Source organism: Streptomyces roseochromogenus subsp. oscitans DS 12.976 (genome assembly GCF_000497445.1).
GTDB classification, from domain to species: Bacteria; Actinomycetota; Actinomycetes; order Streptomycetales; family Streptomycetaceae; genus Streptomyces; species Streptomyces oscitans.
The window spans coordinates 5,016,428-5,040,817 of sequence record NZ_CM002285.1 but is presented as its reverse complement, the minus strand read 5'-3'; the positions used below and the strand labels follow the sequence as shown (position 1 = coordinate 5,040,817).

Annotated in this window: 28 protein-coding genes; 12 read left to right on the top strand and 16 right to left on the bottom strand. The window is 69.2% G+C overall.

From position 1 onward, the window contains the following. Positions 1-60: 60 nt before the first annotated feature. Entirely contained in the window at positions 61-183 is a 123-nt protein-coding gene (locus M878_RS000000101065) for a hypothetical protein (protein ID WP_023549143.1), read from the bottom strand. A gap of 202 nt (positions 184-385) precedes the next feature. On the opposite strand from M878_RS000000101065, the gene mshD reads away from it, so the two are divergent. From mshD to M878_RS71370, 4 genes are all read left to right on the top strand, one after another. Next, complete coding sequence (gene mshD / locus M878_RS71390) at positions 386-1,312, top strand: mycothiol synthase (protein WP_023549142.1); 927 nt, start codon at positions 386-388, stop codon at positions 1,310-1,312. A gap of 597 nt (positions 1,313-1,909) precedes the next feature. Further along, positions 1,910-4,264: an RNA degradosome polyphosphate kinase gene (locus M878_RS71380; protein ID WP_106962741.1), complete on the top strand. Its 2,355-nt coding sequence runs from the start codon at positions 1,910-1,912 to the stop codon at positions 4,262-4,264. After that, positions 4,245-5,399 carry a CHAD domain-containing protein gene (locus M878_RS71375; RefSeq protein ID WP_023549136.1) on the top strand — a complete coding sequence of 385 codons (1,155 nt, stop codon included), beginning with the start codon at positions 4,245-4,247 and terminating at the stop codon, positions 5,397-5,399. The genes M878_RS71380 and M878_RS71375 overlap by 20 nt, the downstream gene beginning before the upstream one ends. Positions 5,400-5,420: 21 nt before the next feature. Then, positions 5,421-5,837, top strand: a complete 417-nt coding sequence (locus M878_RS71370) for an NUDIX hydrolase (RefSeq protein WP_023549134.1) — start codon at positions 5,421-5,423, stop codon at positions 5,835-5,837. 124 nt (positions 5,838-5,961) lie between these two features. Here M878_RS71370 and M878_RS71365 read toward each other — a convergent pair whose 3' ends face one another. Next, positions 5,962-7,725, bottom strand: a complete 1,764-nt coding sequence (locus M878_RS71365) for an outer membrane protein assembly factor BamB family protein (RefSeq protein ID WP_023549132.1) — start codon at positions 7,723-7,725, stop codon at positions 5,962-5,964. A 706-nt stretch (positions 7,726-8,431) separates the two neighbouring features. Here M878_RS71365 and M878_RS71360 point away from each other — a divergent pair. Both M878_RS71360 and M878_RS98420 read left to right on the top strand, forming a co-directional pair. Further along, positions 8,432-9,352 carry an SCO4651 family lipoprotein gene (locus M878_RS71360; RefSeq protein ID WP_023549130.1) on the top strand — a complete coding sequence of 307 codons (921 nt, stop codon included), beginning with the start codon at positions 8,432-8,434 and terminating at the stop codon, positions 9,350-9,352. 101 nt (positions 9,353-9,453) lie between these two features. Next, positions 9,454-9,609, top strand: coding sequence for a hypothetical protein (locus tag M878_RS98420; RefSeq protein WP_023549128.1), 156 nt, complete (start codon positions 9,454-9,456; stop codon positions 9,607-9,609). A 21-nt stretch (positions 9,610-9,630) separates the two neighbouring features. Here the strand turns inward: M878_RS98420 and M878_RS71355 are convergent, their stop codons facing one another. Then, positions 9,631-9,975: a metal-sensitive transcriptional regulator gene (locus M878_RS71355; protein WP_023549126.1), complete on the bottom strand. Its 345-nt coding sequence runs from the start codon at positions 9,973-9,975 to the stop codon at positions 9,631-9,633. Between the two features lie 206 nt (positions 9,976-10,181). On the opposite strand from M878_RS71355, the gene M878_RS71350 reads away from it, so the two are divergent. After that, the gene (locus tag M878_RS71350) at positions 10,182-10,802 is read left to right on the top strand and encodes a DUF47 domain-containing protein (RefSeq protein ID WP_031225448.1); all 621 of its coding nucleotides are present in this window, start codon (positions 10,182-10,184) and stop codon (positions 10,800-10,802) included. Positions 10,803-10,809: 7 nt separating this feature from the next. After that, entirely contained in the window at positions 10,810-11,808 is a 999-nt protein-coding gene (locus M878_RS71345) for an inorganic phosphate transporter (RefSeq protein ID WP_023549122.1), read from the top strand. A gap of 100 nt (positions 11,809-11,908) precedes the next feature. Here M878_RS71345 and M878_RS71340 read toward each other — a convergent pair whose 3' ends face one another. From M878_RS71340 to M878_RS71320, 8 genes are all read right to left on the bottom strand, one after another. Further along, on the bottom strand, positions 11,909-12,337 hold the full coding sequence (locus tag M878_RS71340; protein WP_031225447.1) for a hypothetical protein: 429 nt from the start codon (positions 12,335-12,337) through the stop codon (positions 11,909-11,911). A 76-nt stretch (positions 12,338-12,413) separates the two neighbouring features. After that, positions 12,414-12,740 carry a glycine-rich domain-containing protein gene (locus M878_RS98415; RefSeq protein WP_023549118.1) on the bottom strand — a complete coding sequence of 109 codons (327 nt, stop codon included), beginning with the start codon at positions 12,738-12,740 and terminating at the stop codon, positions 12,414-12,416. Between the two features lie 132 nt (positions 12,741-12,872). Further along, entirely contained in the window at positions 12,873-13,085 is a 213-nt protein-coding gene (locus tag M878_RS94595; RefSeq protein ID WP_078630338.1) for a hypothetical protein, read from the bottom strand. Positions 13,086-13,147: 62 nt separating this feature from the next. After that, entirely contained in the window at positions 13,148-13,999 is an 852-nt protein-coding gene (locus M878_RS48450; protein WP_031225445.1) for a helix-turn-helix domain-containing protein, read from the bottom strand. 6 nt (positions 14,000-14,005) lie between these two features. Then, a complete protein-coding gene (locus M878_RS71330) occupies positions 14,006-14,521 on the bottom strand; it encodes a DUF6879 family protein (RefSeq protein ID WP_031225444.1) in 516 nt (171 codons plus the stop codon). Beyond that, positions 14,508-14,735, bottom strand: a complete 228-nt coding sequence (locus M878_RS71325) for a hypothetical protein (RefSeq protein ID WP_023549113.1) — start codon at positions 14,733-14,735, stop codon at positions 14,508-14,510. Before M878_RS71325 ends, M878_RS71330 begins: the two co-directional genes overlap by 14 nt. An 88-nt stretch (positions 14,736-14,823) precedes the next feature. After that, the gene (locus tag M878_RS92960; RefSeq protein WP_023549111.1) at positions 14,824-15,000 is read right to left on the bottom strand and encodes a DUF397 domain-containing protein; all 177 of its coding nucleotides are present in this window, start codon (positions 14,998-15,000) and stop codon (positions 14,824-14,826) included. Positions 15,001-15,010: 10 nt separating this feature from the next. After that, positions 15,011-15,865 carry a helix-turn-helix domain-containing protein gene (locus M878_RS71320; RefSeq protein WP_023549109.1) on the bottom strand — a complete coding sequence of 285 codons (855 nt, stop codon included), beginning with the start codon at positions 15,863-15,865 and terminating at the stop codon, positions 15,011-15,013. Positions 15,866-16,089: 224 nt separating this feature from the next. Here M878_RS71320 and M878_RS71315 point away from each other — a divergent pair, with 224 nt between their 5' ends. From M878_RS71315 to M878_RS71305, 3 genes are all read left to right on the top strand, one after another. After that, positions 16,090-16,560 carry an ATP-binding protein gene (locus M878_RS71315; protein WP_023549107.1) on the top strand — a complete coding sequence of 157 codons (471 nt, stop codon included), beginning with the start codon at positions 16,090-16,092 and terminating at the stop codon, positions 16,558-16,560. 98 nt (positions 16,561-16,658) lie between these two features. After that, positions 16,659-16,916 carry a hypothetical protein gene (locus M878_RS71310; RefSeq protein WP_031225443.1) on the top strand — a complete coding sequence of 86 codons (258 nt, stop codon included), beginning with the start codon at positions 16,659-16,661 and terminating at the stop codon, positions 16,914-16,916. After that, the gene (locus tag M878_RS71305; protein WP_023549103.1) at positions 16,913-17,293 is read left to right on the top strand and encodes a PIN domain-containing protein; all 381 of its coding nucleotides are present in this window, start codon (positions 16,913-16,915) and stop codon (positions 17,291-17,293) included. Before M878_RS71310 ends, M878_RS71305 begins: the two co-directional genes overlap by 4 nt. 150 nt (positions 17,294-17,443) lie before the next feature. Here the strand turns inward: M878_RS71305 and pstB are convergent, their stop codons facing one another. From pstB to pstS, 4 genes are all read right to left on the bottom strand, one after another. After that, positions 17,444-18,220 (bottom strand): phosphate ABC transporter ATP-binding protein PstB, encoded by a 777-nt coding sequence (pstB, locus tag M878_RS71300; protein ID WP_023549101.1) that lies wholly within the window; start codon positions 18,218-18,220, stop codon positions 17,444-17,446. A gap of 76 nt (positions 18,221-18,296) precedes the next feature. Continuing rightward, on the bottom strand, positions 18,297-19,358 hold the full coding sequence (gene pstA, locus M878_RS71295; protein ID WP_023549099.1) for a phosphate ABC transporter permease PstA: 1,062 nt from the start codon (positions 19,356-19,358) through the stop codon (positions 18,297-18,299). Continuing rightward, positions 19,355-20,362 carry a phosphate ABC transporter permease subunit PstC gene (gene pstC / locus M878_RS71290; RefSeq protein WP_023549097.1) on the bottom strand — a complete coding sequence of 336 codons (1,008 nt, stop codon included), beginning with the start codon at positions 20,360-20,362 and terminating at the stop codon, positions 19,355-19,357. The genes pstA and pstC overlap by 4 nt, the downstream gene beginning before the upstream one ends. Before the next feature lie 125 nt (positions 20,363-20,487). After that, positions 20,488-21,624 (bottom strand): phosphate ABC transporter substrate-binding protein PstS, encoded by a 1,137-nt coding sequence (gene pstS / locus M878_RS71285; RefSeq protein ID WP_023549095.1) that lies wholly within the window; start codon positions 21,622-21,624, stop codon positions 20,488-20,490. A 389-nt stretch (positions 21,625-22,013) separates the two neighbouring features. Here pstS and M878_RS71280 point away from each other — a divergent pair, with 389 nt between their 5' ends. After that, a complete protein-coding gene (locus M878_RS71280) occupies positions 22,014-23,570 on the top strand; it encodes an FAD-binding oxidoreductase (RefSeq protein ID WP_031225442.1) in 1,557 nt (518 codons plus the stop codon). A 114-nt stretch (positions 23,571-23,684) separates the two neighbouring features. On the opposite strand, the gene M878_RS71275 is transcribed toward M878_RS71280, so the two are convergent. Continuing rightward, positions 23,685-24,389 (bottom strand): phosphatase PAP2 family protein, encoded by a 705-nt coding sequence (locus tag M878_RS71275; protein WP_023549091.1) that lies wholly within the window; start codon positions 24,387-24,389, stop codon positions 23,685-23,687. Position 24,390 lies beyond the last annotated feature (1 nt).

The following is a 24,390-nucleotide window of genomic DNA, read 5'->3' as shown; positions in this document are numbered from 1 at the left end:
ACATGGAATTCCCCTCCCTGATTCCTGTGATTTCTGGGAATTGCCTGTGATTTCCGGGAATTACTTGTGACCCACCGGGCGCTTGCGCTCGTGCTTCTTCGGCTCGTGCTTGCGGTGCTTCGGGGCCGGGGCGGGCTTGCGGACCTTCTTCACCGGGACGATCTTGTGGAAGCTCATGGTCATGCCCTCTCTGTTCGCTTCTCTCTTCGGTGCCGTCCGCGCTTTTCGCTTTCGACACGGAAAACACTACGGCGCCCGAGAGCCGAAAGAAGAGAATTGCGATGAGACCTCAATTAAAGAGCCCTGTGAGGAATTCACAGGGACATTGCGGAACCGAACCGCCATTCACATAGGTTTTACGGGAGGCCTGCCGTACCCTCTACGCATGAGCAGCGACGACACCGTACGAGCCTTCCCCGCCCGCTCCATCGAGACCCACTCCGCGCTCACACCCGACCGGGCCGAGGCCGTGCTGGCCCTGCTCGCCGAGGCCGTCGGGGTCGACGGGCAGCAGCCGGTGTCCGAGCAGGGCCGGCTGCAGCTGCGCGGGGGTGCCCGCGAGGGCGTCTCGCATCTGCTGCTGACCGTCGGCGACGAACTCGTCGGCTACGCCCAGCTGGAGGACACCGACCCGGTGGAGGCGCCGGCCGCCGAACTCGTCGTCCACCCCGCGCACCGCGGGCACGGGCACGGCCGGGCGCTCGGCGCGGCGCTGCTCGCCGCCTCCGGCAAGCGGCTGCGGGTATGGGCGCACGGCGGGCATCCGGCCGCCCGGCATCTCGCCCAGGTGCTCGGCCTGACCCTGTTCCGCGAACTGCGGCAGATGCGGCGCCCGTTGGGCGATCTGAACCTGCCCGACCCGGTGCTGCCGGAGGGCGCGACCGTGCGCACCTTCGTGCCCGGCAAGGACGACACCGCGTGGCTCGCGGTCAACGCGGCCGCCTTCGCCCATCACCCGGAGCAGGGCTCACTGACCCAGCGGGACCTCGACGACCGCAAGGCCGAGCCGTGGTTCGACCCGGCCGGGTTCTTCCTCGCCGAGCGGCGCGGGGAGTTGATCGGCTTCCACTGGACCAAGGTGCACGCCGAGGAGGGCCTCGGCGAGGTCTACGTCCTCGGCGTCCGCCCCGGTGAGCAGGGCGGCGGCCTCGGCAAGTCCCTCACCACGATCGGGCTCCGCCACCTGGCCGACCAGCAACTCCCGACCGCGATGCTCTACGTCGACGCCGACAACCAGGCGGCGGTGTCGGTGTACGAACGACTGGGCTTCACCACGTACGAGACGGACCTGATGTACCGCACGGAGACGTGAGCGGAGCGGCGGATCGAACCGCCCCCACGGGCACCCGCACCCCCAGCAGCTCCGCAGCCCGGCCCGTCGTAACCCCCCGGAAGGGACCACCACGGCCCCGGCAAGGCTGTCGCACAGCTCGCCGGCCAGGCGCTCGTCGCCCGCGACCGGCGCCCAGTCGTCGGCAAGGGGCATCCACTCGAGGAAGGCGCAGTAGCGCGAGGACCCGCGCCGTACGCACATCTGGTCCTTCTCCGGGGTGAGCGGGGCACGGGCTCGGGTCGCGGTCGTGGTCGCCGGGGCCCCGCCGGTCTGTACGACCGCGGTCGGCACGGCCAGGGTCACCGCACCGGCGAACGCCGGCTGCACGGCCAGGGTCCGCCCACCGGACGTGGCGATCACCGGCCGTGTCACGGGGTTGCTGACGCTCGCCAGCTACCTGGTACTGCCCCGTGAAGCCGACTGCACTGCAGTTCCGTAAGGGCGCGGGGCTGTATCGATATGCGGCTCCTGGAATCCGTGACTTTCGCGATGTAGACCTCCGGGAGCCGCCCCGCGCTATCCCGCACGTCATGTCTCCGTAACCATTGATTCAGCCAAGCTTGCGACGCTCGGCCAATGAAGCCCGCCGTGCCAGAGCCTTCGCCGCCCCCCGAGGGGCCCGCGCTGAACGGGGCCGTGACGCTCCCGCCCGCACGTTCCGACGCGCCCGTCACCCCCGTGGCGCGGAAGAATGGACTCATGAGCCAGCAAGACGCCCAGGTACCTGTCCAGCACGCGCAGCCTCCCGTGGGCTCCATCGCCGCACGCCGCCCCCACACGGTGGCCGCCACTGTCTCCGACCTGGAACCCGACATCGACGCGGACCTCGACGGGTACGAGGACGCGCAAGGTGAGGGTACGCCCCTGCCCCAGGGCCGCTTCCTCGACCGGGAGCGCAGCTGGCTCGGCTTCAACGAACGCGTCCTGGAGCTGGCCGAGGACCCGAACACCCCGCTGCTGGAGCGTGCGAACTTCCTCGCGATCTTCGCCAGCAACCTGGACGAGTTCTTCATGGTCCGGGTCGCCGGACTGAAGCGTCGTATCGCCACCGGTGTGGCGACCCGGTCCGCCTCCGGGTTGCAGCCGCGCGAGGTGCTGGAGATGATCTGGGCCCGCTCGCGCGAGCTGATGGCCCGGCACGCCGCCTGCTACCACGAGGACGTCGCCCCCGCACTCGCGGAGGAGGGCATACAGCTGGTCCGCTGGAACGAGCTGGCCGACAAGGAGCAGGCCCGTCTGTTCACCCTGTTCCGGCACCAGATCTTCCCGGTCCTCACCCCGCTGGCCGTCGACCCCGCACACCCCTTCCCGTACATTTCCGGCCTCTCCCTGAACCTGGCCGTCGTCGTACGGAACCCGGTCAGCGGCCACAAGCACTTCGCGCGCGTGAAGGTGCCGCCGCTGCTGTCCCGCTTCCTGGAGAGCAGCCCCGGCCGGTACGTCCCCATCGAGGACGTCATCGCCGCGCACCTGGAGGAGCTGTTCCCGGGCATGGAGGTGCTGGAGCACCACACCTTCCGGCTCACCCGCAACGAGGACCTGGAAGTAGAAGAGGACGACGCCGAGAACCTGCTCCAGGCCCTGGAGAAGGAGCTCATGCGGCGCCGCTTCGGCCCGCCGGTGCGCCTGGAGGTCGAGGAGTCCATCGACCGCGAGGTCCTTGACCTGCTGGTCCGCGAGCTGAAGATCTCCGAGGCCGAGGTGTATCCGCTGCCCGGCCCGCTGGACCTCACCGGCCTGTTCCGCATCGCCGGCCTGGACCGCCCGGAGCTGAAGTACCCGAAGTTCATCGCGGGCACCCACCGCGACCTGGCCGAGGTCGAGTCGGCGTCGGCGCCGGACATCTTCGCCGCGCTGCGCCAGCGGGACGTGCTCCTGCACCACCCGTACGACTCCTTCTCGACGTCCGTGCAGGCCTTCATCGAGCAGGCGGCCGAGGACCCGGACGTCCTCGCGATCAAGCAGACCCTGTACCGGACCTCCGGCGACTCCCCGATAGTCAACGCGCTCATAGACGCCGCCGAGGCCGGCAAGCAGGTCCTCGTCCTGGTCGAGATCAAGGCCCGCTTCGACGAGCACGCCAACATCAAGTGGGCGAAGAAGCTGGAGGAGGCCGGCTGCCATGTCGTCTACGGCCTCGTCGGCCTGAAGACGCACTGCAAGCTGTCCCTGGTGGTCCGCCAGGAGGGCGAGACCCTGCGCCGCTACAGCCATGTCGGCACGGGCAACTACCACCCGAAGACCGCCCGGCTGTACGAGGACCTGGGCCTGCTCACGGCCGACCCGCAGGTCGGCGCGGACCTCTCCGACCTGTTCAACCGCCTGTCCGGCTACTCGCGCCGGGAGACCTACCGCCGCCTGCTGGTGGCCCCCAAGTCCCTGCGGGACGGCCTGGTCGCGCGGATCAACAAGGAGGTCCAGCACCACCACGCGGGCCGCCCCGCCTTTATCCGTATCAAGGTCAACTCGATGGTCGACGAGGCGGTCATCGACGCGCTCTACCGGGCGTCCCAGGCCGGCGTGCCGGTCGACATCTGGGTGCGCGGCATCTGCGCGATCCGCCCGGGTGTCGCGGGCCTGTCGGAGAACATCCGGGTCCGCTCGATCCTCGGCCGCTTCCTCGAACACTCCCGGGTGTTCGCCTTCGGCAACGGCGGCGAGCCCGAGGTGTGGATCGGCAGCGCCGACATGATGCACCGCAACCTCGACCGCCGGATCGAGGCCCTGGTCCGCGTCGTCGACCCGGCGCACCGGGCGGCCCTGAACCGGCTGCTCGACACCGGTATGTCCGACTCGACCTCCTCCTGGCACCTCGGCGCCGACGGCGAGTGGATCCGGCACGCGACCGACGCGGACGGACAGCCCTTGCGCAACGTCCAGGAGATGCTCATAGACGCCCGGAGGCGCCGGCGTGGCACAGCAACACCTTGAACCGACGGACCCCGCGGCGGAGGTGGTGACCGGGGACGCCCTGGCGGCGTACCTGCGCGCCCAGGCCACGGAGTTCCTCCGCGCCCTGCGCCTGCACCGTGAGAACGGCGGTGCCAACGGGAGTGCCGTCGCGCGCGACCGGTCGGGCGCGAGGGAGAACGGCGCGGAGGAGTCTGTCGACGCGGCGCGCGCCCTGCGCCGCTCGGCCCGCCGCATCAGCGGCAGCCTGCACACCTTCCGTCCCCTGCTGGACCCCGACTGGTCCGAGCAGATGCGCCCCGAACTGGCGTGGCTCTCCGGCACGTTGGGCCTGGAGCACGCGTACGAGGCCCGCCTGGAGCGGCTGTTGCTGGCGCTGCACCGGTTGTCGGGGGCGGCGCCGCTGCCGGCCCCCGCCCAGACGGTGGACGCGCTGGTCACGGGCAGCCGTACCGCTGGGGCGGCACGTGGGGGCGCAACGGCACTCGACAACGCCAGTGGCCCGGCCAACCCGCCGTCCGCACCGGAACGCGGCAACCTCACCGTGGGCGCGGCCAAAGCGGGCGCCCTGCTCGAACGCCAGCTGACCCTCGCCCGGACAAGGGCCCACTCCACGGCGCTCCAGGCCCTGGGATCCAGCCGCTTCCACGCCGTCGCCGACAAGGTCGCCGTGCTGGCCAGCGAGGTCCCCCTCACGGCCGCCGCGCCCACCACCGGCCTGCGCCCCCTGGCAGCCGCTGCGGAGGAACGGCTGACAGACGCCATCGCCGGTCTGCCCCTGCTCACCGCGGGCCACCCGTACAACGCGGAGGCCCTGGTCCACGGCCTGTCCCCGGACCCGTCCCCCCACCCCCAGGACGGCCCCTGGCACCAGGTCCGGCTGCTGCTGCGCCTGCACCGGTACGCCCAGGAGGTACTGCACGCGGGCAACTCCCCTGTGGACGTACGACTGCTGGCGGCGGGCCAGGCCCTGAACCGGCACCGGGACGCCTCGGAAGCGGCAGCGGCAGCGGCCCAGGCCGCCCGTACGCCCCGTATCGCACCGGCGACGGCGTACGCGCTCGGCGTGCTCCACGCCGATCAGCGGCACGAGGTGGAGGCGGCCAGGTTCGCCTTCCAGCAGGCGTGGCAGCAGCAGATCCTCGGCGCGTCCTGAGGTCCCGTGAGGAGGCGGTCAATGGTCCGCGCGTCCGGCTGTGTGCTCTGGCGCCGTTCCTCCTCGGGCGGCGTCGAGCTGGCCTTGGTCTTCAGGCCGAAGTGGTCTGACTGGTCCTGGCCCAAAGGGAAGCTGAAGAAGGGCGAGACGGCCCGCGCGGCTGCCGTGCGCGAAGTGCGGGAGGAGACCGGCCACACATGCCGACTCGGACCGGCTCTGCCGAGTGCCCACTACGTCGACAACACGGGCCGGAACAAGGAAGTCACGTACTGGGCCGCGGAGTCGACCGGTGGAGCCTTCGTACCCGGCGACGAAGTGAGCGAGTTGCTGTGGCTGTCGCCGGACAGAGCCCGCGAACGCCTGACCTACGAACGAGACCGGGACCTGATCCCTCCGACGCTCGCGGCCATCGACGCCGACGAGCGCGGGGAGGCCTGACACACCGCAGCGGACGCATGCCTGAGGCTGTCCCGCCATGACGCCCGGGGGCGCCGGCTCAGCCCCGGCCCCGGACGCTTCCGCTGAGTTGCGTCCGGGGCCGGGGCTCGAGCGTGGCGAAGGCTCAGGACCCGTGCTTGTCCGACTCCTCGCAAGGGCCGCACCCACCGGTCCCACCACCGGTCCCACCAGTCCCACCACCGGTCCCACCGGTCCCACGACCGGTCCCACCGGCCGTAGTGGCGGCGGCGGTCGTACCCGCGATGCCGAAGGCCACCAGGTGGCCGTCCCGGGTCCCTACGTAGACCCGGCCGCCGTCCGTGGCGGGGACCACGAACTTGGCCGCCGTGCCGATCGGGAAGGAGCGGCGCAGGTGCATGACGCCGCCCACCGGCACCGCGTCGTAGACCCGCAGCTCGCCGCCGACACCGCCGGCGCCGGAGCCGGACCAGACCGCCCAGACCAGCGCGGAACCGGCGGCCGTACCGTTGGAGGTGACCGCGGGGGACCCGGAGCCGTAGCCGAAGCCCTCGTTGCTGATGCCCACGCTGGTCAGGACCGGAACGCCGGAGCTGTTCACCCGGAACTTCAGCGCGCGCAGCGGCGAATGGCCGTTGCCGGTATCGGTGGACACGGTGTACACGTAGCCTCCGCCACCGCCCCAGACGGCGGGGTGGCCCCAGACGCCCTCGAACGGTCCGGCCACGCTCACCACTTTGTCCGTGCCGTTCGGGCCCTGGCCCATGCCACCCAGGTTGTTCCGGTCCAGCAGGAAGACCCGGCCGTCCTTGCCGACCTGCACCAGCAGGCGCGGGTGCGCGGGGGTGCCGAAGGCGTCGGGCAGCGCGACCGGCCCGCCCGAGCCGAGGTCGGTGTCGTTGGCGTCCAGTGTCTTGTTGTTGGCCGGGCTGAAGAAGTCACGGGCCGAGAGGCTGCCGTTGCTGTTCACGCCGAGCCGGACCACCGACTCGCCGAGGTTGCCGGGCGGCCTGCTGCCCGGGCCGGGGCTCGGCGAGCCCGCGCCGGCGCCGTTGCCGGTGGTGAAGATGATCCGGCCGGAGCCGTCCGAGACCAGCCCGCCGCCGCTCTGCCAGATACCGGCCTCCCGGGTGTCGGAGCCGGCCTCGGCGGACCACAGGGTCAGGCGGCGGGTGCCGATGTTCACCCCCACCACGTTGCCGACGTACGGGCCGACGTCGCAGTAGGAGCCGAAGGCCGCGTACACCGAGCCGTTCAGCAGCAGCAGACCCGGCCGCTGCGCGAAGGTGAAAGGGTTGAACGGGTGGCCGGGACTGTTGGTCGGCGTGCCCTGGATCCGCACCGGCCAGCCCGCGCGCTCGGCGCCGGTGGAGGCGCTCATCGCGTGGAAGTACCAGTGCGGGTGCTGTGCGTCCGCGCCGTCGTTGACCTTGCTGGTGAGGAAGACGGTGTTGGACGACGGGTCGTACACCGGGGTGCCGGTGATCCCGGTGTGCGGCGCGGGGTCGTTGCAGGGGATCGACGAGGTGGGCCAGGCCGGGCCGAGCTGGCGGGTCCAGTGCGTCACTCCGGTGACGGCGTCGATGCCGTAGACGTAGTTGTTCTCGGTGGCGACGACCACGTTCCTGCCGGTGACCAGCGGCTGGGCCAGCACCGCGCCGTTCACCGGGGTGGACCAGCGCCGTCCGAAGCTCGACGAGGACACCCGGGCCGGCGTCAGATTCGGCTCGTTCGCGTCCCACCCCGTGCGCTTGTTGTTCAGGGAGATGGTGGAGTCGATGGCCTGTGCCTGGGAGCCGAGCGCGAGCAGCAGCAGACCCGCCGCAGCGGCGGCCTTCAGGCGCAGCAGCCTCCATCTGCCCTTTCTTGTCCCGGTTCGTCGGTCCGTCGGTGACGTGCTTCGCGTCATGTGATCCGCCCTGGTGTCCGTCCGCGCGGCCGCTCAAGTCCGGCCGACGCCGATTGTCGTGACGGACAGTCATGTGTTCGGGCAACCGGTCGCGGCACGACGACGGATTCATCCTCAGGGAGCAACAGAGACGGGGCGGATACGGGAAGGGGGCGAGGATGCGCCGGCCGACGCGGGCGAGGCGCCGGCGGGATCCTTGCTCAGTGGCGTTCGAGGCCGGGCCGGCCCTTCACTCCGGACGAAGAGGAAACCCCGGACGAAGAGGAAGAGGTGGACCGGATGCTGTGGCTCGCCCCCGCCGCCCGCAGCCGCATGTGACGCGGGCGTCAACCCCCGTGAGCACGCTCAACCCCCGTCAGGGTCCCGCGAGATGCCTCTCCGCGTCCGTACGGGCCTGACTGCGGGCTCTGCGGGCCGGGCCGCGCCAGCCGCAGCTGCAGCCGGCCACGCAGAACCGGCCCTGTTCGGTTGTCGTCGTGCGATGTTCCTGCCCCGACCGGGCAGGCTCCGGCCCGTCCTGCTGTGCCGCGCTGGCTGTCACCCGGACAACGGTACCCACCCGGCACCGGCAGGGCTCACACGGCGCTCGTACGGGGCTCATACGCCTCTCCCCGGCTCCCGGCGCCGCGTGACAACACCTCCTACCCGTCGTTAACCGAACGACAGGGGGCCCGTGACGGACGTACCGGCTGGGGGTAGGCAGGCGATGGATCGGCGGCAGCACAGGAACGCGGGCAGGACGTTCGTCGCGGTCGGCATCATGCTCGGCCTGGGGGCGGGTGCCACGGGGTGTTCCGGCACCGGGGCCGCCGCCGAGGACGTCAAGGGCGGGGGCGACCCGGTCGCCATCCTGCACCGGGCCGCCGACACGCTGGGCGGCGCGGGCACCTCCAAGGCCACCACCTCCATGGAGATGGCCACGGGCGGCACCCGGGTGACCATCCGCGGCCACGGCGTCTACGACTACCGGCACCGGCTCGGCCGGCTCACGGTCGTCCTGCCCGACGACCCGGCGGGCACCGCCGAGCACCAGCCGATCACCGAACTCCTCGCTCCTGGCGCCCTGTTCATGAAGAACCGGGGCGCGGGCGTGCCGGCGAGCAAGTGGGTGCGGGTGGACACCGCCACGCTGTCCGACGGCAACCTGGTCACCGGCGGCGCGACCGATCCGTACGCGGCGGCCGAGGTACTGCGCGGGACGCGGACGGCGACGTATGTCGGCCGGACCGAGGTCGGCGGGACCGCGGTACGGCACTACCGGGGCACGGCGGATCTGAGCGGCGCGGCGCGCCATGCCTCCGCCGAGAACCGGGCGGCACTGGCCGCGGCGGCGAAAGGGTTCGCCACGGCCGAGGTTCCGTTCGACGCCTATCTCGACGACCAGGGCCGTATCCGCAAGCTCAGGCAGCGCTTCAGCTTCGTCAACGGCCGGCAGCAGACCCCCGTGGCGGTCGCCTCGACAACACTGCTGTACGACTTCGGCGCCCCCGCCGACGTACGGCTGCCGCGCCCGGCGGACATCTACGCGGGCCGTATCGCCGAGGACGGCGGCCCGAAGGACGGCGGCGCGAAGGCCGACAGCGCGAAGGCCGACAGCGCGAAGGACGGGCACCGGCCGGGGCACTAGTCCTGGGTGCCACCCCGTAAGTAGCCCGTCCGTGCCATGCGCGGCCTGTAGGGCGCTGCCTACTCTAGGAAGTGGGTGACTGTGGAAAAGAGGTGAGGCGAGTGGCTCCGGTCGGCGGTACGGCGGTGCAGGACCACGTGGCCCTCGCCGAGATCGAGCTGTGCGGAGAGCTGATCATCGCGGCCTCCGAGGCCGAGGACCGGCTCAGCCTGGAGAGCATCGACGAGGTGCTGCGGGTGGCCGAGGAACGGGAATGACGGGATTCCTGACAGACGAGGTCAGGACCGCAGCAGGCGGCCGATCGCCTTCGTCGCCTCGTCCACCTTCGTGTCGATCTCGTCGCCACCCTTGAGAGCCGCGTCGGCCACACAGTGCCGCAGATGCTCCTCCAGCAGCTGCAGCGCGAAGGACTGCAGCGCCTTGGTGGAGGCGGAGACCTGGGTGAGTATGTCGATGCAGTACGTGTCCTCGTCGACCATCCGCTGCAACCCGCGGATCTGCCCCTCGATCCGGCGCAGCCGCTTGAGGTGCTCGTCCTTCTGCTTGTGATACCCGTGCGTGGTGTGCGCGGGCTCACTCGCGGTCTCGGAGGGTGCCGTGGCGCCGGCCTCGGTCGTCGTCATCGCGAGCCTCCATCTCGGTACGAGCCGGTAATAGATACCCCTGGTGGGTATATGGTAACGAACTTTGCGGGGTAAGGAGCCCTTGGTGCGCCCCCGTGCTGATCACTCTGCCCGATGGGCGACACTGGGATGCGGCCCGATAGCCGTGGCCGGATGATGCGCCTAGCATCAGCCTGACCGAAACCGAAGCACCCCGAGGACCCCACGTGCGCTTTCGTCTGACCCCCAGGGAGACGAGCTTCTACGACATGTTCGCCGCATCCGCGGACAACATCGTCACCGGCTCGAAACTCCTGATGGAACTGCTCGGGGCGGACGCACCTGCCCGAGCCGAGATCGCAGAGCGTATGCGGGCCGCGGAACACGCAGGTGACGACGCCACGCATGCGATCTTCCACCAGCTGAACTCCTCGTTCATCACGCCGTTCGACCGCGAGGACATCTACTCCCTCGCATCTTCCCTCGACGACATCATGGACTTCATGGAGGAGGCCGTCGACCTGGTCGTCCTCTACAACATCGAGGAACTGCCGAAGGGTGTCGAGCAGCAGATCGAGGTGCTGGCCCGGGCGGCCGAGCTGACGGCGGAGGCGATGCCGCACCTGCGCACGCTGGACAACCTCACCGAGTACTGGATCGAGGTCAACCGTCTGGAGAACCAGGCGGACCAGATCCACCGCAAGCTGCTGGCCCACCTCTTCAACGGCAAGTACGACGCGATCGAGGTGCTCAAACTCAAGCAGATCGTGGACGTCCTGGAAGAGGCGGCGGACGCGTTCGAGCACGTGGCGAACACGGTGGAGACCATCGCCGTCAAGGAGTCCTGAGGCGTCGATGGACACCTTCGCCCTGATCGTGACCATCGCGGTCGCGCTCTTCTTCACGTATACGAACGGCTTCCACGACTCGGCGAACGCAATCGCCACGTCGGTGTCGACGCGGGCGCTGACCCCGCGGGCGGCTCTCGCCATGGCGGCGGTGATGAACCTCGCCGGTGCCTTCCTGGGCTCGGGCGTCGCCAAGACGGTCAGCGAGGGCTTGATCGCGACCCCCTCCGGCTCCACGGGGATGGGCATCCTCTTCGCCGCCCTGGTAGGCGCCATCGCCTGGAACTTGATCACCTGGTACTTCGGCCTCCCGTCCTCCTCCTCCCACGCCTTGTTCGGCGGCCTGGTGGGGGCGGCCCTGGCGGGCGGTACGGCGGTCCACTGGAACGGCGTGGTGGACAAGGTCATCATCCCGATGTTCCTGTCCCCGGTGGTGGGTCTGGTCGTCGGCTACCTGGTCATGCTGGCCATCATGTGGCTGTTCCGCCGCGCCAACCCGCACAAGGCGAAGCGGGGCTTCCGCATCGCGCAAACGGTTTCGGCCGCCGGAATGGCCCTCGGTCACGGTCTCCAGGACGCGCAGAAGACCATGGGCGTGGTCGTGATGGCACTGGTGATTTCCGGCCATGAGACGTTCGGCGACCCGATCCCGGTCTGGGTGAAGCTGGTCTCGGCGATCATGCTGTCCCTGGGCACCTACGCGGGCGGCTGGCGCATCATGCGCACCCTGGGCCGCAAGATCATCGAACTGGACCCCCCGCAGGGCTTCGCCGCGGAGGCCACCGGCGCCTCGATCATGTTCGGCACGGCGTTCCTCTTCAAGGCGCCGATCTCCACGACCCACGTCATCACCTCGGCCATCATGGGCGTGGGCGCGACCAAGCGCCTCAACGCCGTCCGCTGGGGCGTGGCCAAGAACATCGTCCTGGGCTGGTTCATCACGATGCCGGCAGCGGCCCTGGTCGCTGCCCTGGCCCTGGGCCTCCTCAAGCTGACGGTGTTGTAACCCCCTTTCTTTTCCCTCCGCCCACCCGTCTCGGCAGGCTGAAAGGCGAGCCCGCCCCGGCCATCCCCCATGAGGGATGGCCGGGGCGTCTCATGGGGGCTCAGTCCACGTACTGCGGGTAGTAGGTGTGTTTCGGGGCGATCTGCTCAGCGGCAAGTGCCGGCACCGTGAGATTGCCGGTGACCAGCACGTCCTGGTTGCACCAGGAGCCGCCAAGCTCCACGAGCCATCCCCCGGGCTCCATCACCCAGTCAGCGTCGGAGAGCTTCACGACAACGCCGCTGCCGCAGATGAACGCCCGGGATGCCTGCGAGACGATCCACTCGGCCTTTCTGGTTTCCGTAGCCCCGTCGTTGTGGCACCGCTCCGCCATCCTCCAGAGCAGACGCCACCCGACACCGGGGGTCAGCGGCCCCACGTAGGCGAGCTGCTGGTCATCCACGAGGGTGGTCGCGTAACCGAAGACGGGCCCGAACACGGAGAAGACGGTTACCCGCCCGCGGCCCTTGGTTCCTTCGGCAGTTGCCATGAAACTCCCTGTTTGCACCTAGAGTCCCGGACCGTGAGGGCCGGACACTAGCGGCTGGCACTGACGGTGGCCCGTATCAACAGCAGGGGCCGTCGCCGCAGCATGTCGGCGCGTTGCACTCCGCCGCGGTGCTCCAGAGACGCTCGTCGACCGCGAAGCCCTCGGCCTTGATGCGCCCGACGACATCGACCATGAGGCCCTGCGTGCGGACCTTGCTGTTCGGCCGGTGGTGCAGGAAGTAGCCGAAGTTCTCGGCGCACCAGTCGGCGTAGTCCTCGGTGTGGAGCATGAACGTGTGCCAGCCGGGGTCCACGGCCTTGCTCGGGGCCATGACGTCGCCCGCGTGGGTGCTGCCCATCACATAGCACAGGGTGATGGCCTCGTTCATGATCCGCTCGGCCATGGACCTCTCGTACCCGTACTCCTCGGCACACCGCCAGCCTCGCGAACAGCTTGGGCGACACGAGGTCCCGGCCGTGTCGCAGGGCGACGGCTTGCTTGCGGCTGTCCCTGTACGACTGCATGTCCATCGTCATCAGTGGGCCCCAGAGGCGTGATCGCGGATGTTCGTGGCGTGCTTGGCGGCCTGGGTGATGTTGCCCAGCCCCTTGGCCTCGTTGAGACGCTGCCACTCGGACCGGCAGGTGTCGCAGCCAGCGACAGGAGCGCAGTCCAGGAGCCAGGCGTTGAAGCCGATCGGAAGATCAACGGGACGCGGGGAGGGGAAGGTCTGCCGGTCTCTTGCCACGGTGCCCAGGCTGGAGCGGTGGCGGCTTGGGGGCCACGAGCTTCTACGGACTTGCGCGGCGGTTACCCGAAGGCATCGATGGCGGCGGTGATGAGCGATCTGGCCTGTGCGCCGTACACAGCGATGCCTGACAGCTCCGCGAACACCTTGGTGTATTCGGCGATCTCGCCGGGCTGCGTGACTGTCAGGTGAGCGGAGACAAGTTCCACGTTGACCTGCGCGTCGTCGTACATGGTGAACGACTCGACGGGCCATCCAGCTCCCCGGGGCGTTCCGAGGGGAATGACGCCCAGGCTGACCGAGGGCAGCGAAGCGACGGAGATGAGATGGCCAAGTGCTCCGGCCATGGTGTCGCTGTCGCCGATGACCGTGCGCAGCACCCACTCCTCGACGAGCATCGCGAATCTGTGGTCGCCGGAGTGCAGGATGCGCTGGCGATCCATGCGGACGGCTACGGCCTCGTCGATGTCGTCGGGCACGTCCCGCAGATGCGCCACGGTGCTCAGTACAGCTCGCGTATACGCCGCAGATTGGAGCAGGCCCGGGATCACCCACGGCTGGTAGCCGCGAAAGCGGCGCGTGCGCTCGAACAGAGGCGCTACTGATTGCTGGACGCGCTTCAGGCCCGCCCGCTCCATGCGCCGCCACTGAATGTACGCACCTTCTATGCCGCGCGCTGTGGCAATGAGGTCAGCTGTCTGTTCGTGGGCAGCACAGTGGGCTGTGTACGTGCGGATGTCAGCATCGGACGGCGGTGTGTGCCCGTTCTCAAGGCGCGAGCACTTGGACTCGTGCCAGCCGGCGCGCCGTGCCAGCTCCCGAGCCGTGAGGCCGGCGTCCTTGCGGATCTCGCGCAGACGCCGGCCGAGGGCTTGCCGTGCTTGCTTGACGCTGGATGAGGTCACGCTGAGGATGGTGGATCAGGTTAGCTGGTAGTCCGCGTGCGGCACTGCCAGGGACCAGACGGAGTCGAACGCGCTCGCGCAGAGTTTCACGACCGCCGGATCGTCGGTGAACTCCTCGTCGTCCGGGGCGAGTTCGCCGTCTCCGGCGAAATGGTGGAAGACCACCGAGCTGTCATCGAAGAGCCAGAAGTCGTTGCCCGGCAGGGCGAGCCCGGAAGCACGCCTGCGAGACAGCCAGCGAACTTGCTCGCCCGCCGACACGGTGGGGCCGGTCAGGTGGTGCTCGAACCTGATGTAGTCCGAGACCGGCTCCGACACGATCCGCGCCCTGCGCACCTCGACTCCCTGGGCCACCAGGTCGGCGACCAGCCGCAGCCACGGACGGCGCTCCGGGTCGCTGTCAGCCGAGTCGTTCCTGACACCCTGCTGCCAGGCTACGAACCGGGGATCTGAGCGCATGTATCCGTCGCGCATCTCCAGGTGCACGGCGGCACGGGTGCAGCGCCGAAGCCGCTCCTCAAGCGTCAGCATCGCCACCACTGTTCACCTCCAGGAAGAACTGCACCATGCGTCGGGGGATCTCTACGACGTCTTCGTGAACGGGGAGATCCAACTGCGAGCGCCTGTCCTTATCGGCCACCTTCCAGCCCTGGACCAAGTAGGTGTCCTTCTCGTCGTCCAGGTACACGGTCGGCGACTTGCCTTCCGGACTCTCGGGGTCCTTTCCCAGCTTGCGCAACACCATGCTTGGCCTCCTTCGACCGTGGTGGGCGATCACTGGGGATGAGCTTGCGGGCCAGGAGGCTTCCACCACCACGAACTTGCGCGAACTTCTACGCTTCGGTGGCGAACGGCAGGAAGTGCGCCCAAGCGTGGGGGGTGACCATGAGCTGAGGGCCGGTGCTGTTCTTCGAGTCACGGATGCGGACAGCTGAGGGTGTGGTGGCTATCTCGACACAGTTCGAGCCGTCGGGGCTGTAGGTCGACTTCCGCCAGCGGAGGATCGGCATCGTTACTCCTTCATAGGTCCTGGATGCGGGTGTGGATGAAGTCGCGCGTCTCAGCGGGCTTGAGTGCGCAGGCCTCCATGCGGTTCAGCACCGCCCGGTACTTGTTCAACTGGGCCTCGGCATCGATGAATTCGCAGGCGCCGTGGTGCGAGTCCAACTGGACGGTGTCGAGCTGCGGGACAGGGCCCTCGACGTAGTCGACGGGCTGGCCAGTGGTCGGGAACTGATCCGCGCCGAAAGCGATCACGCGCACGGTGATGTGCGGCAGTTCACTCATTTCGCGCAGGTGCTTGAGCTGGCCACGCGCTACGGCGGAGCCGCCGAAGTTCATGCGGAGTGCAGCTTCATGGATGATCGCCGTGTACGGGGGCGGATCCGTCCGGTGCAGAACGCCCTGCCGCTTCAACCGGTGCGTAAGGCGGTGTTCGATCTCGTACTGGCGCATCGGCGGAGCCGCTGACTGGAAGACAGCACGGGCGTGGTCGGCCGTCTGGAGCAATGCCGGGATATGCATCATGAGGGCCACCCGCAGTGCGGAGGCGTGATGCTCCAGCTCGGCGAGATCGACCAGAGCGATCGGCACGTGCTCGCGGTATTCCTCCCACCAACCGCGGACGCGTCTTCCCGTCATCGTGGCGAGGGCGTCGATCAGCTCTCCGTCTGCGCAGTCGTAGACGTGCGCCATGGAGCGCACCCGATCGGCGCTGATGGGCGTGCGGCCGGTCTCAATCATGCTGACGCGCGCCTGGTTGACGCCCAGCAGTTCGGCCGCGCCGGTGGCGGTGAGCCCTGCCCGCTCACGAAGTTTGCGCAACTCTGCGCCCAGCCGTCGCTGCCGGAGCGTAGGGCTGTTGGTGGGCGGCACAGTGTCTCCTTCCTGGCCGCGACGCGGCGCAACGCTCCCTCACACGAGTGAAGAGTGGACTCATCTCACGTATTCCGTTAGATGCATCTAACCATCTGCTCTACGGTAATCACGTACCGCCCAACTCCCTTCACCCATAAGCCGGAAGCGCACCTCCCAGGCAGAGCCACCGCCGGGCGGAGTGTTGAGCGAGCCCGAAGTCCTTTCTCTCGTCGGAGGTTTCCATGGGCACCGTATCCCTGCCCGACACCTGGGTGTACGCCCTTCGCCTGCCCCACGACCCCCGCGCGGCACGCGTCGCACGTATGACCGTACGGGCGGTGCTGAGCAGTCACGACAGACATGAAATCGTTGATGACGTCGAGCTGTTGACGTCCGAGCTGGTCACCAACGCATGTCGGCACACGAAGGGCCCTGCTTCCCTGCGACTGACCGCCCTGTCCGACGGCCGGTTGCGGGTCGGGGTCTGGGACAGTCATCCCCGCATCCCCGCTCCTTTCGGCAAGCCACCCTGGGACCACGTCCCGCTTGCCCCGGCAGAAGCCGAGCAGGGGCGCGGACTGCACCTCGTACATGAGTACGCCGACTCATGGGGCGGCCTACCCCTCGGGGACAGCCCGCTGGACCGGGGCGCCGGGAAGCTGCTGTGGTTCGAGGTGGGCGGGCGGCGGGCCGGACGGACGGCCGACGCCTGACAGGACCCCCACCCGCCTCCGGGGAATTGGCGTGCGCCACCTCACCCGTAGGGTACGGGTACGTACCCGTACCCACGGCCGCGCAGAGGAGTCCGATGATGGCCGATGCCAACGTCCGTATCCCCGAGGAAGCCCGGGACCGGCTCGCCGCCATAGCGGCAGCCGAAGGGATGTCGCTGCGCGCCTACCTGGCCCGGCTCGCCGAAACCCTGCTCACCCCCGCTGAGCGTGCCGAGCGGGCCGAGCAGGCCCGTGCCGCCTTGAAGGAGTGGACCGGCTACGCGCCCAGTCCTGCGGAGGAACGGGACCTCGACAGCGAGCTGGACCGTCGGCTGGCCCAGGCGGCGGCCCGGTGAGTGACGCGCTGCACATCGTTCTGGACGACACCGCCATGGCCGCAGCCGACCGTGGCAATGCCCTTGCGTCCCGGTTGATCCACCGCGCCCACGTGGAAGCCGGCTGGTATCTGTACGCCCCGGCGTGCGCACTGGTCGAAGCAGACCGGGCCCGTCCCGGTACGGCGGAGCATCTCGCCGCCCTGCCCGCCATCACCGTCCTGGACCTGGACCTGCCCGCCGCACTGGCCGTAGCCCGGCAGAACACGTGGTCGGCGGCACAGTGCCAGTACGCCGCTCAGCCCACCCCGGACCGCCCCGACGGAGCGATCGTCGCCACCACCACCCCGGACCGGTGGATCGGCGAGCCGGTCCGCGTGCTGGACCTCAATCCGTAAGGGCCGGAACCGCTGCTGAAGCCGAATGCAATGGGCCCGCCCCCGGGAGCCAGGGGCGGGCCCTCTTGCGTCCTCGCGGTGGCACCGCCATGCAGCACCGCGAGGGGTTCTATGACACCGGCGTCGGCTCAGCCGAAGCGGCGGCGTCCGTCAGCCGAAGCGGCCGGAGATGTAGTCCTCCGTGGCCTGGACCGACGGGTTGGAGAAGATGCGCTCGGTGTCGTCGATCTCGATCAGGCGGCCCGGCTGGCCGACCGCCGACAGGTTGAAGAACGCCGTACGGTCCGAGACGCGCGCAGCCTGCTGCATGTTGTGCGTCACGATGACGATCGTGAAGCGCTCCTTCAGCTCGCCGATCAGGTCCTCGATGGCGAGCGTGGAGATCGGGTCCAGGGCCGAGCAGGGCTCGTCCATGAGGAGGACCTTCGGCTCGACCGCTATCGCCCGCGCGATGCAGAGGCGCTGCTGCTGGCCGCCCGAGAGGCCGGAGCCCGGCTTGTTCAGGCGGTCCTTGACCTCGTTCCAGAGGTTCGCGCCCTTGAGCGACTTCTCGACGATCTCGTTCAGCTGGCTCTTCTTGTAGTCGCCGTTCAGGCGCAGACCCGCCGCCACGTTGTCGAAGATCGACATCGTGGGGAAGGGGTTCGGGCGCTGGAACACCATGCCGACCTCGCGGCGGACGGACACCGGGTCGACGCCCGGGCCGTACAGGTCCTCGTCGTCCAGCAGCACCTTGCCCTCGACGCGGCCACCGGAGGTGACCTCGTGCATCCGGTTCAGCGTGCGCAGGAACGTCGACTTGCCGCAGCCGGAAGGGCCGATGAACGCCGTCACCGAACGCGGCTCGACGGTCATCGAGATGTCTTCTATCGCCTTGTGGGAGCCGTAGTAGGCGGTCAGTCCGCTTACGTCGATTCGCTTGGCCATGTCGTCTACTTCACTTCCAGAAATTCAAGCTCGGTCGCTGAGGGGGCCCCGCCCGGCGGAGCCGGAAATTGTCGCCTTAGCGACCGGTCTTCGGGGCCTTCCAGCGGGCGATGCCGCGAGCCACCAGGTTGAGGATCATCACGAAGGCGATCAGCGTGAGAGACGCCGCCCAGGCACGGTCGTAGGCCGCCGTAGAGCCCGAGCTGTTCGCGTACTGCTGGTAGATGTACAGCGGCAGCGCCTGCTGGGCACCCGAGAACGGGTTGTTGTTGATGAAGCTGTTGCCCCACACCAGCAGCAGGATCGGAGCCGTCTCGCCCGCGATACGGGCGATCGCCAGCATGATGCCCGTGGTGATGCCGCCGATGGAGGTCGGCAGGACCACCTTCAGGATGGTGCGCCACTTGGGCACGCCGAGCGCCAGGGACGCCTCACGCAGTTCGTTCGGGACGAGCTTGAGCATCTCCTCCGTGGAGCGGACGACGACCGGCATCATCAGGATGGCCAGGGCCAGCGAGCCGGCGAAGCCGAAGGGCTGCATGTCGGACATCAGCATGAGGCTGAGGATGAACAGACCCGCCACGATGGAGGGGATACCGGTCATCACGTCGACGAAGAAGGTGACCGCGCGGGCGAGGCCGCCACGGCCGTACTCCACCAGGTAGATGGCGGTGAGCACGCCGATCGGGGCGCCGATCAGGGTGGCGAGGCCGACCTGCTCCAGGCTGCCGATGATCGCGTGATAGATGCCGCCGCCCGGCTCGGAGTCGGCGACGATGCCCATCGAGTGGGTGAGGAAGTAGGGGTCGAGGACCTTCACACCGCGCTTGACGGTGGTCCAGATCAGCGACACCAGCGGGATCAGCGCGAGCAGGAAGGCCACCCAGACCAGGGCGGTGACGACGCGGTCCTTGGCCTGCCGCTTGCCCTCGACCTTCGCCGCGACGGCGAAGGTTCCGAAGACGAAGAGCAGCACGGCGATCAGGCCCCACTCGATCTTGCTGCTGAGGCCGGCGCCCATACCGATGCCCACGGCGACCACGAGGGAGCCGGCGGCGATCGCCCAGGGCGACCACTTCGGCAGGCTGGCGCTGCGCAGCGTGCTGGGACGCTTGCCGGTGACGGCTGCGGTGCTCATGCGTTGGCCCCCGAGTACTCCTTGCGGCGGGCGATGATCGCGCGGGCCGCGCCGTTGACCAGCAGGGTGATCACGAACAGGATGAGGCCGGAGGCGATGAGCGCGTCACGGCCGTCCTGCGTCGCCTCACCGAACTTGCTGGCGATGTTCTGGGCGAAGGTGCCGCCGCCCGGGTTGAGCAGGCTGGCGTGGATGTCGAAGTCCGGGGAGAGCACGGTGGCGACGGCCATCGTCTCGCCGAGGGCGCGGCCGAGGCCGAGCATGGAGGCGGAGATCACGCCGGAGCGGCCGAAGGGCAGTACGGCCATGCGGATCACCTCCCAGCGCGTGGCGCCGAGGGCGAGGGCGGCCTCCTCGTGCATCTGCGGGACCTGGCGGAAGACCTCGCGGCTCACGTTGGTGATGATCGGCAGGATCATGATCGCGAGCAGGATGCCGACGGTCAGCATCGAGCGGGGCGCGCCGCCGTCCCAGGAGAAGATGCCGGTCCAGCCGAGGTAGTCGTTCAGCCAGCCGAACAGGCCGTTCATGTGCGGTACGAGCACCAGGGCGCCCCACAGGCCGTAGACGATGGACGGCACTGCGGCGAGCAGGTCGATCACGTACGCGACGGGACCGCTCAGCCTGCGCGGGGCGTAGTGGGTGAGGAACAGCGCGATCGCGACGGCGACCGGCACGGCCAGGACCATGGCGATGATCGAGGAGACCACCGTGCCGAAGGCCAGGACGGCGATGCCGAAGGTCGGCGGGATGAGGTTGGTGTTCCACTCGAACGTGGTCAGGAAGTTCCCGTGGTCCTTGCTGATCGCGAGGGACGCACGGTAGGTGAGGAAGACCGCGATCGCGGCCATGATCACCAACAGCAAGATGCCCGAGCCTCGGGAAAGGCCCAGGAAGACACGGTCGCCGGGGCGGGTCTTGGTGTGCGCGGCACCGTGCTTCCCGACGGCGGCGGGCTGGGGGGTGGGGGGAGATGCGTCAGTTGTTTTGGTCGATATGTCCATCAGGGTTCTCCGGTCTGCGGAGCCTCTCACCCGGTGGGGTGGGCGGCTCGTGGCGGCGGTGCACCGGACGGTGCGGCCCGGCCCGCGGGGAGGCCGTGGGAACCGGGCCGCACTCTCGGATCAGGTCAGCTCAGGCCCGCGATGGTGGTGCGGACCTTGCTGATGATCTCTTCGGGCATCGGCGCGTAGCTGATGCCGCTCAGGATCTTCTGGCCGTCCTCGGAGGCGATGTAGTTGAGGAAGGACTTGACGGTGGGCAGGGTGTCGGCCTTGTTGCCCTTGTCGCAGACGATCTCGTAGGTCACCAGGGTGATCGGGTAGGCACCCTCGGCCTTGGTGGTGTAGTTCAGCTTCAGCGACAGGTCCTTGCCGGTGCCCACGATCTTGGCGTCGGCGATGGCCTTGGTGGCGCTGTCGGTGCTGGGGGCGACCGGCTGGGCGGCACCGGTGTTGATGCTCGCGGCCTTGATGCCGTCACCGACGTAGGACAGCTCGAAGTAGCCGATGGCGCCGTTGGTCTGCTTGACCTGCTGGGCCACACCGGAGGACTGGGCGGCGGACTGGCCACCGCTCGCCTGCCAGGTCTTGCCACCCGAGTACTTCCAGTTCTCCGGGGTGGCGGCCTTCAGGTACTTGGTGAAGTTGTCCGTGGTGCCGGAGTCGTCCGAGCGGTGGAAGGCCTGGATCTTCAGGTCGGGAAGCTTCGCCTTCGGGTTCAGCTTCGCGATCGCCGGGTCGTTCCAGTTCTTGATCTTGCCGTCGAAGATCTGGGCGATGGTGGGGGCGTCCAGGACCAGGTTGTCCACGCCGTTCAGGTTGTAACCGAGGGCGATCGGGCCGCCGACCATCGGGAGGTCGATGCCCTGGCCGCCGCCGGCGCAGACCTTCTTGGAGGCGGCGACCTGCTCGGGCTTCAGCGCGGAGTCGGAACCGGCCCACGGGATCTGACCCTGGGTGAACGAGGTCACACCGGCGCCGGAACCGCCGGCCTTGTAGTTGATCCGCACGCCACAGGCCTGGGAGAAGTTCTTCACCCAGGCGTCGATCGCGTTCTTCTGCGCGGAAGAGCCGTCAGACAGCAGCTGCCCCTTGGCGCCGTCACACTTGATCGCGGAGGCGTTCGCCGCGCCGGACGGGTTGCCCGAGGCCTTCGAACCGCCACCGGTGTTGTCGGAGCCGCACGCCGTCAGGGCCAGGGCGCCGGAGACGGCGATCGCACCGAGCGACAGGGCGCGCAGCCGGTTCTTGCGCTGAAGCTTCACTTTCGGGAGTTCCTTCCAGGAGCCGCCGCAGTCGGCGGCGTGCGAAGTATCGAGGGTTGTGAGCGCTCATATGGCCGAGCGCATGAATGGCCGCGCTCCGCACCGTGCACGGCCGAAATTAGGCAGAACAGGTGAAGCCGCCGATGGCCGGAAGTGAACGGCGGGTGAACCCCTGCCGTCGGCCCGGTAAGGTCACGGAATGCTTACGGGGAGAGCACATAGAGGTTCCGACGACAGGGCCAACGGCAGGGTTAAGCGCACACGTATTCGGCGTTCGTTTGCCTGTGTGCGAACTGTTGCGAACCGTGCGAACCAATGTGCCTCTCACCGTCATCTCACCCCCCGTAAGGCCAAGGGGGCCTGGGGAGAGGTGAGGGACGACGATGGGCATGGAACGGCGTACGTTCATCGCGGGGGGCACGGTCGCACTGGCCACGACCGCACTGACCGGGTGCGGCTCGGGCTCGGGCAGGTCCACGACGTCCGCCGCCACGGGCTCATCGTCCCTCACGGCCCTCAAGACCACCAGCGTGAGCGCCGCCGCGAACTGGACGGACCTCGCCCATGACCTCGACGGCACCCTGGTCCGGCCCGGCGACGCGGCCTGGAGGACGGCCCACCAGCTGTACAACACCCGCTTCGACGGCCTGAAGCCCGCCGCGGTGGCCTACGCGGCGCACGCCGACGACATCCGTACCACCCTGGCCTACGCCCAGGCCCACAACATACGGATCTCCATACGCAACGGCGGCCACTCCTACGCGGGCTACTCCTCCGGCGACAACCGCCTCATCCTCGACGTCTCCCGGCTGAACCGCATACGCGTCAGCGGCGGGCAGGCGGTGGTCGGCGCCGGCTCCAAGCTGATCGACGTCTACCGGGCGCTGGCCGCGAAGGGCGTGACCATACCCGCCGGCTCCTGCCCCAGCGTCGGCGTCTCCGGCCTGGTGCTCGGCGGCGGCCACGGCGTCGCGTCCCGCGCCTACGGCCTGACCTGCGACAGCCTCACCCAGGCGACGCTGATCACGGCCGACGGCACGCAGGTGACCGCTGACGCGAAAAATCACTCCGACCTCTTCTGGGCGCTGCGCGGCGCGGGCAACGGCAACTTCGGGGTGGTCACCGAGCTGCAGTTCAAGACCCACGCGGCACCCCAGGCGGTGACGGCGTACATGACATGGCCGTGGGCGAAGGCGGCCGCGGTGCTGAAGGCCTGGCAGGAGTGGGGCCCGAGCCAGCCCGACGAGATCTGGTCCTCCCTGCACCTCTCCTGCTCCCCGGGCGGCACCCCCTCGATCTCCGTGGCCTGCTTCTCCCTCGGCACCTACGGCGAACTGCAGAACGCCGTGGACCGCCTGGCCCACGCGGCCGGCGCCAACGCCTCCTCCGTCACCCTGCGCCGCCGGGGCTACGAGGAGGCGATGGAGATCTACGCCGGCTGCTCCTCCTTCTCGACCGACGCCCAGTGCCACCTGCCCGGCTCCACGCCCGGCCGCTCCCCGCAGGGCCGCCTGGGCCGGGAGACGTACGCGGCTCGCTCGGACTTCTTCGACCGCTCGCTGTCGGCGGCCGGCATCCAGACGGTGCTGAACCAGATCACCTCGGTGCGGGGCGGCGCCGGCAGCATCGCCTTCACGGCCCTGGGCGGTGCGGTCAACCGCGTCGCGCCGACGGCGACGGCCTTCGTCCACCGCCGCTCCCGGATGCTGGCCCAGTACATAGCGTCCTGGGGAGCGGGGGCCTCCGGCGGTTCGGCCCAGTCCTGGCTCACGTCGGCCCACCAGGCGATGGCGCCTTACGCCTCCGGCGCTGCGTACCAGAACTACACGGACCCGACGCTCAAGAACTGGCGGGCGGCGTATTACGGGGAAGCGGCGACCCGCCTGGGCAAGGTGAAGCAGCAGTACGACCCGCAGAGGTTCTTCTCTTACGCACAGGGGTTGTAGGGGGCGCGGGCCCGGCCGCTTTCGGCTGCGGGTGCGTGGGGGCTGATCGCGCGCCCGCGCGGCGGAGCCGCATATCGGTACAGCCCCGCGCCCCTTGGGGAGCCGCAGTACGGGCTACGCCGCCAGGTCCCGCTCCTCCGACTCCACCGGCGTGCGGGCGCCGGGGTGCAACGCGCCTTCGCGCGCCGCGCCCGCCGACCGCTTCCGTACGATCCACCCCACCCGCGGCGCCCTCTCCACCGCCCTCATCAGCGGTGTGAGCAGCGCCATGGCCAGCGGAGACAGCAGCAGCGCGACAGCCGTACCGAGCGCGAACCCGCCGATGACGTCCGTCGGATAGTGCACGCCCATGTACACCCGGCAGAACCCCTCCAGCAGCGCGAGCCCGATCCCCGCGAGGCCGAAGCGGCGGTTGGCGACGAACAGCCCCACTCCGAGCGCCATGGTGATGGTCGCGTGGTCGCTGACGAAGGAGAAGTCGCTCTTGCCGGTGATGAGGACGTCCAGCCCCTGGTGATCGACGAAGGGCCGGGGGCGCTCCACGAAGCCCCGGATCGGAACGTTGACAGCCAAGGCGATGCCGGCCGCAAGCGGCGCCCACACCAGCGCGGCGACGGAGGACGCGGCGTCCTCACCGCCCCGGCGCCGCACGGACCACCAGCACCACAGCACCAGCAGGACCATGGCGAGCAGCAGGCCGTACTCACCGACGAACTCCATGGCCCGGTCGAACCAGTGCGGGGCGTCCTTGGCCAGGCCGTTGATGTCGTAGAGCAGTTCGACGTCGGGGTTCGATCCGGATTCGGCGAGTACAGCCATG